This is a genomic window from Mycobacterium hackensackense (assembly GCF_025822555.1).
GTDB lineage: Bacteria > Actinomycetota > Actinomycetes > Mycobacteriales > Mycobacteriaceae > Mycobacterium > Mycobacterium fluoranthenivorans.
Genome location: NZ_JACKUC010000037.1, coordinates 1 through 13,804, shown reverse-complemented (window position 1 = coordinate 13,804; position 13,804 = coordinate 1). Strand labels below are relative to the sequence as shown.

The following is a 13,804-nucleotide window of genomic DNA, read 5'->3' as shown; positions in this document are numbered from 1 at the left end:
ACCTCAGACCCCCGACGTGCGCCGGCCGTGATCCCCCAGCGGTTCGTCGCGGTGGCGCACCGCCTCGCGGAAGCCGTGCGCGGTCGCGTCGGCCACGAAGGCATGGCCCTCTGGCGTATGCCGGGCGATCCCGTCGAAGACCGTGCTGACCATCTGACTGGTGGCCACCCCCTGCTGCAACAGGGCGGTGTTGCAGGCCAGCTTGGCCATGATGAGCTGGTTCACCGGCATCGCGGCAATGCGCCCGACCAGCCGCTCGGTGCGCTCGTCCAAGTCCGCCGGCTCAGGGGCCTCGACGGCCAGGCCCCATTCGGCGGCCTGCGCCCCGGTGAGGCAATCCCCGGTGAACAGCAGCCTTTTCGCGCGCTGGTCGCCGAGGCGGTGCGCCCACAGACCTGCCGCCGGCACCCCCCAGACCCGCATCGGCGGGTAGCCGATCTTGGCGTCGGAGGCGGTGATCACCTGGTCGGCATGCAGCGCGATATCGGTGCCCCCGGCCACGCAGTAGCCGTGGATCTTGACCACCGTCGGTTTGTCGGCCCGCATCAGGCTGGAGAACCCCCGCACGAACCGGCTCATCATCTGATAGTCGATCATCGGGTCCCACGGCCGGTCGGGGAGGTGGTTGACGGCCTGGGTCCGACCGTCCAGCACGGTCCCGTCGTAACGGCCCGCCCCGCCCGCGGACGAGGTGCCGTCGGCGTAGGCGCTCAGATCGAACCCCGCGCAGAAGCCCTCCCCCGCACCGGAGACGAGGATGACGTGCACCGCCGAGTCCAGGTCGGCCTGTTCCACGCACGCCGCGAGCTCCAGCGGGGTGTCGGCGACGATCGAGTTGCCCTTCTCCGGGCGGTTGAAGGTGATGCGGGCGACGCGATCGGTGACCTCGTAGGTCATCGTCTGCAGGCTCATCCTTTGACCAGGGCGCGCTCGATGATCGGCGACAGGTCCAGCCCGGCCGGCAGCGTGCCATAGGCTCCGCCCCACGCCCCGCCGAGCCGGCTGGTCAGGAACGCCTCCGCGACCGCGGGATGCCCGTGCCGGATCAAGAGCGCACCCTGCAGGGCCAGGCTGATGTCCTCGGCGATCTTTCGGGCCCGATACTCGATACCGTCGAAATCGCCGAGTTGCGCCTTCAGCCCGGCGACGTGGGCATCCAGCCTGGGCTCGGAGGTCTGGGCCAGCTCGTCGAAAAGCACGTCGACGCATTCCGGTCGGGTTGCCACGGCACGCAACGTGTCCAGCGCGCTGACATTGCCCGATCCCTCCCAGATTCCCATCAGCGGGGCTTCGCGGTACAGCCTGGGCATACCGGATTCCTCGGCATAGCCGTTGCCACCGAAGCATTCCATGGCCTCGGCGGCATGCGGGGTCGCGCGCTTGCACACCCAGTACTTGGCCGCGGCCAAACCGATTCGGCGCAGCAGGGTTTCGCGTTCGTCACCGCGTACCGCGGCGTCGGTGGCCCCGGCCATCCGCATGGCCAGCATGGTGGCGGCCTCGGCCTCGACGGCCAGGTCGGCCAGCACGTTGCGCATCAGCGGCTGGTCGATCAGATAGGCGCCGAAGGCCTTGCGGTGCTGGGCATGGTGCACGGCACGGGTCAAGCCGGTGCGCATGCTGGTGGCGCTGCCCAGGGTGCAGTCCAGCCGGGTCAGGTTGACCATCTCGATGATCGTCTTGACGCCGCGACCTTCCTCGCCCACCAGCCATGCGGTCGCGTCGTCGTACTCGATCTCACTGGAGGCGTTGGCGTGATTGCCCAGCTTGTCCTTGAGCCGCTGGATGAACATCCGGTTGCGGGTGCCGTCCGGCAGCACCCGGGGCAGGAAGAAACAGCTGAGCCCGGTTGGGGCCTGTGCCAGCACCAGGAAGATGTCGCCCATCGGGGCCGAGGTGAACCACTTGTGGCCGCGCAGTGTGTAGCTGCCGTCGCCGTTGGGGGTGGCTTGGGTGGTACCGGCGCGCACGTCGGAACCGCCCTGCTTCTCGGTCATCGACATACCTGCGGTGAGACCGGCTTTGGTGGCGGGGACCTTCAGTTCCGGGTCGTAGACCCGGCTGGTCAGCAGCGGCTCGTACACCGCCGCGAGTTCCGGATTGAAGCGCAGCGCCGGCACCACGGCATAGGTCATCGAGATGGGACAGACGTGGCCCGGCTCGGGAGTCCAGACCGACATCTTGGCCGCCCGCACCACATGGGCACCCGGCCGGTCATCGGCCCACGGTGCGGCGTGCAGTCCGTGGGTGACCGCCGCATTCATCAGCTCGTGGTAGGCGGGGTCGTATTCGACCTCGTCGACGCGATGGCCGTAGCGGTCGTGGGTGTGCAGGATCGGGACGTTGCGGTCGGCCAGGTCACCCCAGCGCTGAGCACGCCGGCTGCCCCCGAGAGCGCCGACCTCGTGCACCTCGTCGATGCCCCATTCACCGCCCTCCCGGATGAGCGCTTCGGCCAGCGCAGGGAAGGTGGCGGCGTTGTAGTTCTCCAGCGGCGGGACCTGATTGGTCACGAGATGGGTATCCGGCATTCCTCCACTGTTACATTTTGCCGACAACTGCACAAGATCTGTAATGTGACGCTGGTGAAACCCAACTCCGCCGTCCGTGCCGCCGATCTGGAACTGCGCCTGGAGCCGGTACCCGACAGCTCCGCGCGCACCGGCGTACACACCCTCACCGAGTTCGGTGGTCTGGAACTCGGCATCTGGGAGATGACGCCCGGGGTGATGACCGACGTCGAGGCCGACGAGGTGTTCGTCGTGCTGTCCGGCGCGGCGACAGTCGAATTCGCGGACGGCACCGCGCCATTGGCGCTCGGGCCCGGCGACGTGGTGCGGTTGGCAGCGGGAGCCGAGACGGTGTGGACCGTGACCGAGACCCTGCGCAAGGTCTACTTGGCCGGGTGAGCGGCGAAGAACTGCCATAGCCGGTCGGTGGCGAACCCCGGCCACTCATGGCCGCCCCCGTCGACCGTCATCAGCGTCACCCCGCGTCCGTCGGCACATTCGGCCGCCGACGTGGTGACCGACCCATCGACGGTGACCGCAGGCACGGCACACTGATCGACGTTGCGCCAGAACGTGTTCACCGCCGGCACCGACGGCCCGTCGATATGCGCGAAGCCCTCACCCCGTCCGCCGTCGTAACGGATCCGGCTGTCCGCAGTGCCGTGGATGTGCAGCACCGATGTCGGGCGCGGGGCTGGGCAGGGATCCAACTGCGTCGCGGAGTCCGGGCCGATCGCGGCGAAGAGTGTGGTGTGGCAGGCCAGGGCGTACGTCATCATTCCGCCGTTGCTGATCCCGGTGGCGTACACCCGCTTCGGATCGACATCGACCTGACGGGCGATATCGCTGACGGCCGCGGCGACGAAACCGACGTCGTCGACACCATCGGCGGCCGACCGTCCGCAACAGCCGCCGCCCGCGTTCCAGGCCCGGCCCTGTCCGTCGGGGTAGGCGACCGCGAATTTCGCGGTGTCGGCCAACCGATCCCAGCCATAGGCTCGCTCGGCCTGGGCGGCACTGCCGAACCCGCCGTGCAACATGACCACCAGCGGAGCCTGGGCGGGCAGCCCGTCCGGGACGTAGAGCAGGTAGGTGCGGTCCCCCAGATGGTGCACGGTGGATCCGGCGGCCGCCGCGCTGAGTCCGGTGCAGCCCGCGGTCAGCAGGGCCACCGCCAGCAACGCGGCCAGGCGCACGGGTCTAGACGTTCTCGCGGAGGAAGGCGATATCGTCCTTGCGGCCCTCTTCGGAGGTCTCGCAGATGACGGGCGCGGCGGCGGCCTTCACGACAGCGGCCAGCAGTTGCGGATCGATCTGTCCCAGACCGAAATTGGCATGCCGGTCGGCGCCCGAACCGGCCGCGTCCCTGGAGTCGTTGCAGTGCACCAGGTCGATACGTCCCGTGATGGCCTGGATCCGCTCCACCGCGTCGATCAGGGCCTCCCCCGCTGCCCACGCGTGGCAGGTGTCCAGACAGAAGCCGATTCCCTTGTCACCGATGTGATCCCACAACCGGGCGATGGTGTCGAACTGGCGGGCCATGGCGTGATCACCGCCGGCGGTGTTCTCCAGGTACACCGGCACGTCGGTGTTGAGTGCGTCCAGGGCCTTGACCCAACGCTCGAATCCGGCCTCGATGTCCTTGTCGTCGGCGTGTCCGCCGTGCACGATGACGGCGGTGGCGCCGATCGCCGCGGCAGCGTCGCAGGTGTCCTGCAGGATCTTGCGCGAGGGGATGCGCACCTTGTTGTTCGCCGAGGCGACGTTGATCAGGTAGGGCGCGTGGACGTAGAGCGGGACCGCGGAGGCGCGCAGCGTCTCGGCATCCTCACGCGGCGCCGGCTTCTTCCAGCTCTGCGGGTTACCGAGGAAGAACTGCACCGCGTCGGCGCCGTCTGCCGTAGCGGCGGCCAGGGGATCTGCATTGTCGACATGCGAACCGATGAGCACGCCGTCCAGTCTAGGTGGGTGGCCCGACAGCGCCCATGTCGAGCGTGAATCCGCTGCGCCGCAGACGCCGATTTTCCGCAGGAGTTTCACACTCGATTTCTCAGAGCTGTCACAACCGAGGCGGCCGGGGACTTCACTCATGGGAGACCCGTTCCTCGGCAGCGAAGCCTTGACATCCGGGGCGTTGAACTCCCACACGCTGCGCACCCGTTTCACGGCCGTCTATCCGAACGTCTACGTCGACAACGCTCTCACGGCGAGCAGCCGGGCCCAGGCCGCATGGTTGTGGTCGAAGCGGCGCGCCATCATCGCCGGTAACTCCGCCGCCGCCCTGCACCGCACGCCATGGGTCGGGGCACACGAGCCCGCCGAACTCATTCACGACAACCGCCACCCGCCACAAGGCATCCGAACCTTCTCTGACCGCATCGAGCAGGACGAGATCGTGGAGATCCGCGGTATGCCCGTGTGTTCTCCGGTCCGCGCCGCGCTCGATATCGGCTGCCGGCGTCCACTCGACGCTGCCGTCGCCGCGATCGACGCCCTGGCCCGTGCGACCCATCTGGAGTTCGTCGCGGTCGAGAAGCTGGCGGCGCGGTACCCGGGCCGGCGCGGACTCCGGAATGTCAGGAGAGCGCTCGAGCTGGTCGATGCCGGAGCCGAGTCTCCCCGCGAAACCTGGCTGCGGTTGCTGATCATCCGGGCCGGATTCCCACGGCCCCAGACGCAGATCACCGTTCGCGACGAGTACGGCTATCCGTTCGCGCGGGTGGACATGGGCTGGGAGAACCTCAAGATCGGGGCCGAGTACGACGGCGGTCAGCACCGCGTCGACCCGGAGGTCTTCGCCCGCGACATCCACCGCCTGGAGGCATTGGCGAACCTCGGCTGGGTCATCGTCCGGGTGACGAAGCGCGACCCCGAGCGCGGCATCATCAACCGGCTGAACCGAGCCTTCGCCCGCCGAGCGTGAATCCCCTGCGGCACAAACGCTTCCACAGCGCAGACGTTTCACACTCGATGCACGAAAAAGGCCCCCGCGCTGAGCGCGGGGGCCTTTTCCGTACGAACTAGCGGTAGTCCGAGTAACCGTAATCGTCCAGCGGCACGGCAGCGCCGGTGCTCTGGCCGAAGTCCGGGCTGTAGTACTGATCCTCGTAAGACGGGATCGTGTACGCCGCAGCGCGGGCCTCTTCGGTCGGCTGAACCTGGATGTCGCGGTAGCGGGCGATGCCCGTACCGGCCGGGATCAACTTACCGATGATCACGTTCTCCTTCAGACCCTGCAGCTTGTCGCTGCGGCAGTTGATCGCCGCATCGGTCAGCACGCGCGTGGTCTCCTGGAACGACGCCGCCGACAGCCACGAATCGGTGGCGAGGCTCGCCTTGGTGATACCCATCAGCACCGGACGTCCGGCCGCGGGCTCGCCGCCCTCGGCCACCACACGACGGTTCTCGACCTCGAACTCGGCACGCTCGGTCAGCGACCCGGGCAGGAACTCCGTCGCACCCGAATCGATGATCGTGACGCGGCGCAGCATCTGCCGGACGATGACCTCGATGTGCTTGTCGTGGATCGACACGCCCTGGGCCCGGTAGACCTCCTGGACCTCCTTGACGAGGTGGATCTGCACCTCGCGCGGGCCCTGCACACGCAGCACCTCGTGCGGATCGGCAGCACCCTCCATGAGCTGCTGGCCCACGGTGACGTGGTCACCGTCGGAGAGCAGGCGCTCGGAGCCGTCGTCGTGCTTGAACACCTTCAGGCGCTGGCGGCGGGTGAGCTTGTCGTAGACAACCTCTTCGCTGCCGTCGTCGGGAACGATGGTGATCTTGTAGAACTTGTCCGTCTCTTCGAGCCGGACCCGTCCCGTGACGTCCGCGATCGGGGCACGGTTCTTCGGCACGCGGGCCTCGAACAGTTCCTGCACACGGGGCAGACCACCGACGATATCGGCGCCACCGGTCACACCACCCTGGTGGAAGGTACGCATGGTCAGCTGCGTGCCGGGCTCACCGATGGACTGCGCGGCGACGATACCGACGGCCTCGCCGATGTCGACCAGCTTGCCGGTGGCCATCGAGCGGCCGTAGCACATGGCACACACACCGGTACCGGTGGTGCAGGTCAGCACGGAGCGGACCTTCACCTCGGTGATACCGGCTGCCAGCAGGGCATCGATCGCCGGATCACCCAGGTCGTGGCCACGGGCGACGACGACGTTGCCGTCGGCGTCCACCGCGTCGGTGGCCAGGGTGCGGGCGTACGCCGAGGTCTCGATGTGCTGATCGCGCACCAGGGAACCGTCGGCCTGCTTCTCGGCGAGGGTGACGTTGATACCGCGCTCGGTCTCACAGTCGTTCTCGCGCACGATGACGTCCTGCGACACGTCCACCAGACGACGGGTCAGGTAACCCGAGTCGGCGGTACGCAGCGCGGTGTCGGCCAGACCCTTACGGGCACCGTGGGTGTTGATGAAGTACTCCAGCACGGTCAGGCCCTCGCGGAACGAGGACTTGATCGGACGCGGGATGTACTCACCCTTCGGGTTGGTCACCAGACCCTTCATGCCCGCCAGGGTGCGGGTCTGGGTCAGGTTGCCCGTCGCGCCGGACTTCACGATCGTGATGATCGGGTTGTCCTCGGGGTAGTACGCCTCCAGCGCCTTACCGACCTCTTCGGTGGCCTGCTGCCAGATCTTCACCAGCTCGCCGTTGCGCTCGTCGTGGTTGAGCTTGCCGCGCTGGTACTGCTTCTCGATCGAGTCGGCCTCGCCCTCGTAGCGCTCCAGGATCTCCTGCTTCTGCGGGGGAACCAGCACGTCGGCCATCGACACGGTGACACCCGAACGGGTGGCCCAGTAGAAGCCGGCGTCCTTGAGCTTGTCCACGGTCTGCGCGACGACGATCATCGGGTACCGCTCGGCGAGATCGTTGATGATCGACGCCTGGGCCTTCTTGAACATCTGCGCGTTGACGAAGGGGTAGCCCTTCGGCAGCAACTCGTTGAACAGCACGCGACCCAGGGTCGTCTCCGCGGTCCAGGCCTCGCCGGGCTTCCAGCCGTCTTCGAACAGCTCGGCCTCGACCGCGGCCGGCGGACGCTGCTGCGTCAGCCGCACCTTGATCTTGGCCCGCACCGACAGCGCACCACGGTCCAGGGCCATGATGGCCTCGGCCGGGCTGCTGTACACACCGGTCTCCGGGGTGTCCGTGGCGGCCGGCGTGTATTCGCCGGTGTCGCCGGGGATCTCGGTGGTCAGGAAGAACAGCCCGGTCACCATGTCCAGACGCGGCATGGCCAGCGGGCGGCCCGACGCGGGCGACAGGATGTTGTTCGAGGACAGCATCAGGATGCGGGCCTCGGCCTGCGCCTCCGCCGACAGCGGGAGGTGCACGGCCATCTGGTCACCGTCGAAGTCGGCGTTGAACGCCTCACACACCAGCGGGTGCAGCTGGATGGCCTTGCCTTCCACCAGCTGCGGCTCGAAGGCCTGGATACCGAGGCGGTGCAGGGTGGGTGCACGGTTCAGCAGCACCGGGTGCTCGGCGATGACCTCTTCGAGGACATCCCACACCTGGGGACGCTGACGCTCGACCATGCGCTTGGCGCTCTTGATGTTCTGCGCGTGGTTCAGGTCGACCAGACGCTTCATCACGAACGGCTTGAACAGCTCGAGAGCCATCAGCTTGGGCAGACCGCACTGGTGCAGCTTGAGCTGCGGGCCGACGACGATGACCGAACGGCCCGAGTAGTCGACGCGCTTACCGAGCAGGTTCTGACGGAACCGGCCCTGCTTGCCCTTGAGCAGATCGGACAGCGACTTGAGCGGACGGTTGCCCGGACCCGTGACGGGCCGGCCACGACGGCCGTTGTCGAACAGCGCGTCCACCGACTCCTGAAGCATGCGCTTCTCGTTGTTGACGATGATCTCGGGTGCGCCGAGGTCGATCAGTCGCTTGAGCCGGTTGTTGCGGTTGATCACGCGGCGGTACAGGTCGTTCAGGTCGGAGGTGGCGAAGCGGCCACCGTCGAGCTGAACCATCGGGCGCAGCTCCGGCGGGATCACCGGAACGGCGTCGAGCACCATGCCCATCGGGGAGTTGCGGTTCATCTGGAACGCCGCGACGACCTTCAGACGCTTCAGGGCGCGAAGCTTCTTCTGGCCCTTGCCGTTCTTGATGGTGTCGCGCAGCGACTCGGCCTCGGCGTCGATGTCGAAGCTCTCGATGAGCTTCTTGATCGACTCCGCGCCCATGGCGCCGGTGAAGTACTCGCCGTAGCGGTCCTGCAGCTCGCGGTAGAGCACCTCGTCCACGATGAGCTGCTTGGGAGCCAGCTTGGTGAAGGTGGTCCAGATCTCGTCGAGCCGGTCCAGCTCACGCTGGGTCCGGTCGCGCAGCTGGCGCATCTCACGCTCGCCGCCGTCGCGCACCTTGCGGCGCACGTCGGACTTGGCGCCCTCGGCCTCCAGCTCGGCCAGGTCGGCTTCGAGCTTCTGCGCCCGGGCCTCCAGGTCGGCGTCGCGCTGATCCTCGACGGCCTTCTTCTCGACGACCATCTCGGCTTCGAGCGTGGAGAGCTCGTTGTGGCGCATCTCCGTGTCGACGGAGGTGATCACGTAGGCCGCGAAGTAGATGATCTTTTCCAGATCCTTCGGGGCCAGGTCCAGCAGGTAGCCCAAGCGCGAAGGAACACCCTTGAAGTACCAGATGTGCGTGACGGGCGCGGCCAGCTCGATGTGGCCCATCCGCTCACGACGCACCTTGGCGCGAGTGACCTCGACGCCGCAGCGCTCACAGATGATGCCCTTGAAGCGCACACGCTTGTACTTGCCGCAGTAGCACTCCCAGTCGCGAGTCGGTCCGAAGATCTTCTCGCAGAACAGGCCGTCCTTCTCTGGCTTGAGCGTGCGGTAGTTGATGGTCTCCGGCTTCTTGACCTCGCCGAAGGACCAGTTGCGGATGTCGTCCGCGGTCGCGAGACCGATCCGGAGTTCATCGAAGAAGTTGACGTCTAGCACGTAACTCCCTTTCCCCTTTCGGGACTAGAAAAACACTGCGTTCAATGACGGCTCGCGCGAACGCTCGCCGCTAGGCCAGGTCCTCGACAGAAGCGGATTCGTTGCGGGACAGGTTGATTCCGAGGTTTGCAGCGGCACGCTCCAAGTCCTCGTCGTCACCGTCACGCATCTCGATCGCGGCTCCGTCGGAAGACAGGACCTCGACGTTGAGGCACAGCGACTGCAACTCTTTGAGAAGCACCTTGAACGACTCCGGGATGCCCGGCTCGGGGATGTTCTCGCCCTTGACGATCGCCTCGTACACCTTGACGCGACCCACCGTGTCGTCGGACTTGATGGTGAGCAGCTCCTGCAGCGTGTACGCCGCACCGTAGGCCTGCATGGCCCAGCACTCCATCTCACCGAACCGCTGACCACCGAACTGCGCCTTACCACCGAGCGGCTGCTGGGTGATCATCGAGTACGGACCGGTGGAGCGGGCGTGGATCTTGTCGTCCACCAGGTGGTGCAGCTTCAGGATGTACATGTAGCCGACCGTCACCGGGTACGGGAACGGCTCGCCGGAACGCCCGTCGAACAGACGCGCCTTACCGTCGGCATTGACCATGACCTCGCCGTCGCGGTTCGGCAGCGTCGAGCCGAGGATGCCCTGCAGCTCTCCCTCGCGGGCACCGTCGAACACCGGGGTGGACACGATGCTGTCCGCCGGAACGCTGAGCAGTTCCTCGGGCAGGTTGCTCGCCCACTCCGGAGTTCCGTTGGCGACGTCGATGTTCCAGCCGGCCTTGGCCACCCACCCGAGGTGGGTTTCCAGGATCTGGCCGATGTTCATACGACGCGGCACACCGTGGGTGTTCAGGATGATGTCCACCGGAGTGCCATCAGGCATGAACGGCATGTCCTCGACCGGCAGGATCTTGCCGATGACGCCCTTGTTGCCGTGGCGTCCGGCGAGCTTGTCACCGTCGGAGATCTTGCGCTTCTGAGCCACGTAGACGCGGACCAGCTCGTTGACGCCGGCGGGCAGCTCGTCGTCATCCTCGCGGGAGAACACGCGGATGCCGATGACCTTGCCCGACTCGCCGTGCGGGACCTTCAGCGAGGTGTCGCGGACTTCGCGGGCCTTCTCACCGAAGATGGCGCGCAGCAGACGCTCTTCCGGGGTCAGCTCGGTCTCACCCTTGGGCGTGACCTTGCCGACCAGGATGTCACCGTCGCGGACCTCGGCACCGATGCGGATGATGCCGCGCTCGTCGAGATCGGCCAGCACCTCGTCGGAGACGTTCGGGATGTCCCGGGTGATCTCCTCGGCGCCCAGCTTGGTGTCGCGGGCATCGATCTCGTGCTCTTCGATGTGAATCGAGGTGAGCACGTCCTCCTCCACCAGACGGTTGGAGAGGATGATCGCGTCCTCGTAGTTGTGGCCCTCCCACGGCATGATCGCCACGAGCAGGTTCTTGCCCAGGGCCATCTCACCGTTCTCGGTGCAGGGACCGTCGGCGAGCACCTGGCCCACCTCGACCCGCTGCCCGTGATCCACGATCGGGCGCTGGTTGGCGCACGTGCCGTGGTTGGAGCGGTTGAACTTGCGCAGCACGTAGCTACGACGGGTGCCGTCGTCGGCCATCACGGTGATGTAGTCGGCGGAGACCTCCTCGACCACACCGGCCTTCTCGGTGACGACCACATCGCCGGCATCGATGGCTGCACGCAGTTCCATACCGGTACCGACCAGCGGGGCCTCGCTACGCACCAGCGGAACCGCCTGGCGCTGCATGTTGGCACCCATCAGGGCACGGTTGGCGTCGTCGTGCTCGAGGAACGGGATCATCGCGGTCGCGACCGACACCATCTGGCGCGGCGAGACGTCCATGTAGTCCACGTCGGCGGCCGAGACGAACTCGACCTCGCCACCCTTACGGCGGACCAGGATCTTGTCCTCGGTGAACCGGCCGTCGCCGTCCAGCGGCGAGTTGGCCTGCGCCACGACGTGGCGGTCCTCCTCGTCGGCGGTCAGGTAGTCGATCTGGTCGCTGACCTGGCCGTCGATCACCTTGCGGTACGGGGTCTCGATGAAGCCGAACGGGTTCACCCGGGCGTACACCGACAGCGACCCGATCAGGCCGATGTTCGGGCCTTCCGGGGTCTCGATCGGGCACATCCGGCCGTAGTGGCTGGAGTGCACGTCGCGCACCTCGAGGCCGGCGCGCTCACGGGACAGACCGCCGGGGCCCAGCGCCGACAGGCGGCGCTTGTGGGTCAGACCCGAGAGCGGGTTGTTCTGGTCCATGAACTGCGACAGCTGCGACGTTCCGAAGAACTCCTTGATCGCCGCCACGACGGGACGGATGTTGATCAGGGTCTGCGGCGTGATCGCCTCGACGTCCTGGGTGGTCATCCGCTCGCGGACGACGCGCTCCATACGTGACAGGCCGACCCGGATCTGGTTCTGGATCAGCTCGCCGACGGTACGCAGGCGACGGTTACCGAAGTGGTCGATGTCGTCGACCTCGACGGGCACCTCGACGCCGTCGGGCGCCGTCATGCTGGTCTGGCCCTCGTGCAGGCGCACCAGGTACTCGATGGTGGCCGCGATGTCCTCGGGGGTCAGCGTCGAGTTGGTGATCGGCTGCCCGGCGTTGAGGCCGAGCTTCTTGTTGACCTTGTAGCGGCCGACGCGGGCCAGGTCGTAGCGCTTCTCCTTGAAGAACAGGTTCTCCAGCAGGGTCTGCGCGGACTCCTTGGTCGGCGGCTCGCCCGGGCGCAGCTTCCGGTAGATGTCCAGCAGCGCCTCATCGGTGCCGGCGGTGTTGTCCTTCTCCAGCGTGCCCATCATGATCTCGGAGAAGCCGAAGCGCTCCACGATCTGCTCGTTGGTCCAGCCCAGCGCCTTGAGCAGCACGGTGACCGGCTGGCGGCGCTTGCGGTCGATACGCACACCGACGGTGTCGCGCTTGTCGACGTCGAACTCCAGCCAGGCGCCGCGGCCCGGGATGACCTTCACACTGTGCAGGTCCTTCTCGGTGGCCTTGTCGATCGAGGAGTCGAAGTACACGCCCGGCGACCGGACCAGCTGCGACACCACGACACGCTCGGTGCCGTTGATGATGAAGGTGCCCTTGTCGGTCATCATCGGGAAGTCACCCATGAAGACCGTCTGGCTCTTGATCTCACCGGTGTTGTTGTTGATGAACTCGGCCGTGACGAACAGCGGGGCCGCGTACGTCATGTCCTTGTCTTTGCACTCGTCGACCGGCGCCTTGACCTCGTCGAAGCGCGGATCGGAGAAGCTCAGCGACATGGAGCCGGAGAAGTCCTCGATCGGCGAGAGTTCGGCGAGCACCTCTTCGAGGCCACCCACCGGGTTGGCGAGGTCACCGCGGGCGATGGCCTTGGTGCGCCACTGCTCGGATCCGACCAGCCATTCGAACGAATCGATCTGAACGTCAAGCAGCCCCGGAACCTCGAGTGGTTCACGGAGCTTCGCGAACGAAATTCGGTTAGGCGCTCCCGGTACGGAGTTGGAAATATCGGACTTGCTCTGGCGAGAGACTGCCAAGATGCACCCTTCCAGCAACTGATGCGACCTTTTGGAAGGGCTGTTCGCCGGTCCTTTTTGGCCGCTGTAATCTGCATCGGTTCGGCTGGCGTTCTCACAGTCCGAAACCTCTGGACACACGGCACGCGTCTAGGTCACTGAGCAGGACTCAGGCTAAGACCACAGTGTCAAGTGCGGGTGAGGGGTGGGCAGGATGCAGCCAGCGCAACGTCCAACGATAGCGCACGTCCGCCTGTTCTTCAAACAACATCCTTCGACCACCGCGTGTGATATCGATTGGGCGCTGGCTGGCGTCCTCAATCCGTGCACACATGCTGCCCAACAGACTGGCCCGTTTGGGCGCTTCCGTCAAGACTTCACACGCGGTTTGCTGCGCACTTTTGGATAGTAGCGGGCACCACCGACACGAGCGCGCTTCAGAGGGACGTGAGGAAGATCACATCACTTACCTCGCGGCCCGGTGGTGCGAAAACGACAACGGCCGGCGGGACCGTGATCGGTCCCGCCGGCCGGCGCCGCTCTGCTTACTGCTCGGTGGCCCGGGGTATCGAGGCCGTCGGGAACTCCTCGTCGTGGCTTTCCTGATGTGCGACGTGCCGGTGCGGCTCGTCGGCGAACTCGTGGGTCTTGAACTGATGGGTGCCGTCGAGATCGTCGAGGATCGCGGCCTGCGCGGCCGGGGGCAGGGTGTGCAGGATCTCGCGCACCCGGGCCTGACGACGCGCCACACCCTTACGCTCGGGCATCCCCGGCGTCGCAAT

Annotated in this window: 8 protein-coding genes and 1 pseudogene; 2 read left to right on the top strand and 7 right to left on the bottom strand. The window is 66.5% G+C overall.

Features of this window, described 5'->3' with window-relative positions:
• Positions 1-3: 3 nt before the first annotated feature.
• Both H7J86_RS27920 and H7J86_RS27915 read right to left on the bottom strand, forming a co-directional pair.
• Complete coding sequence (locus tag H7J86_RS27920) at positions 4-912, bottom strand: crotonase/enoyl-CoA hydratase family protein (protein WP_267294944.1); 909 nt, start codon at positions 910-912, stop codon at positions 4-6.
• Positions 909-2,531, bottom strand: a complete 1,623-nt coding sequence (locus tag H7J86_RS27915) for an acyl-CoA dehydrogenase family protein (protein ID WP_267294942.1) — start codon at positions 2,529-2,531, stop codon at positions 909-911. The genes H7J86_RS27920 and H7J86_RS27915 overlap by 4 nt, the downstream gene beginning before the upstream one ends.
• Positions 2,532-2,585: 54 nt before the next feature.
• On the opposite strand from H7J86_RS27915, the gene H7J86_RS27910 reads away from it, so the two are divergent.
• A complete protein-coding gene (locus H7J86_RS27910) occupies positions 2,586-2,909 on the top strand; it encodes a cupin domain-containing protein (RefSeq protein WP_267294940.1) in 324 nt (107 codons plus the stop codon).
• Here H7J86_RS27910 and H7J86_RS27905 read toward each other — a convergent pair.
• Together H7J86_RS27905 and H7J86_RS27900 are read right to left on the bottom strand one after the other, a co-directional pair.
• The gene (locus tag H7J86_RS27905; protein WP_267294938.1) at positions 2,894-3,706 is read right to left on the bottom strand and encodes an extracellular catalytic domain type 1 short-chain-length polyhydroxyalkanoate depolymerase; all 813 of its coding nucleotides are present in this window, start codon (positions 3,704-3,706) and stop codon (positions 2,894-2,896) included. The genes H7J86_RS27910 and H7J86_RS27905 overlap by 16 nt on opposite strands.
• 4 nt (positions 3,707-3,710) lie before the next feature.
• Complete coding sequence (locus tag H7J86_RS27900) at positions 3,711-4,460, bottom strand: deoxyribonuclease IV (RefSeq protein WP_267294936.1); 750 nt, start codon at positions 4,458-4,460, stop codon at positions 3,711-3,713.
• 139 nt (positions 4,461-4,599) lie between these two features.
• Between H7J86_RS27900 and H7J86_RS27895 the strand changes: the two genes are divergently transcribed.
• Positions 4,600-5,433, top strand: coding sequence for a putative endonuclease domain-containing protein (locus H7J86_RS27895; protein ID WP_267294934.1), 834 nt, complete (start codon positions 4,600-4,602; stop codon positions 5,431-5,433).
• 97 nt (positions 5,434-5,530) lie between these two features.
• On the opposite strand, the gene H7J86_RS27890 is transcribed toward H7J86_RS27895, so the two are convergent.
• The 3 genes and pseudogenes from H7J86_RS27890 to H7J86_RS27880 form a co-directional block, all read right to left on the bottom strand.
• On the bottom strand, positions 5,531-9,484 hold the full coding sequence (locus H7J86_RS27890) for a DNA-directed RNA polymerase subunit beta' (RefSeq protein ID WP_090360003.1): 3,954 nt from the start codon (positions 9,482-9,484) through the stop codon (positions 5,531-5,533).
• Positions 9,485-9,554: 70 nt separating this feature from the next.
• Positions 9,555-13,043, bottom strand: a complete 3,489-nt coding sequence (gene rpoB, locus H7J86_RS27885; protein WP_372517344.1) for a DNA-directed RNA polymerase subunit beta — start codon at positions 13,041-13,043, stop codon at positions 9,555-9,557.
• Between the two features lie 524 nt (positions 13,044-13,567).
• Positions 13,568-13,804, bottom strand: a pseudogene (locus H7J86_RS27880) (ABC transporter ATP-binding protein); the annotation flags it as partial.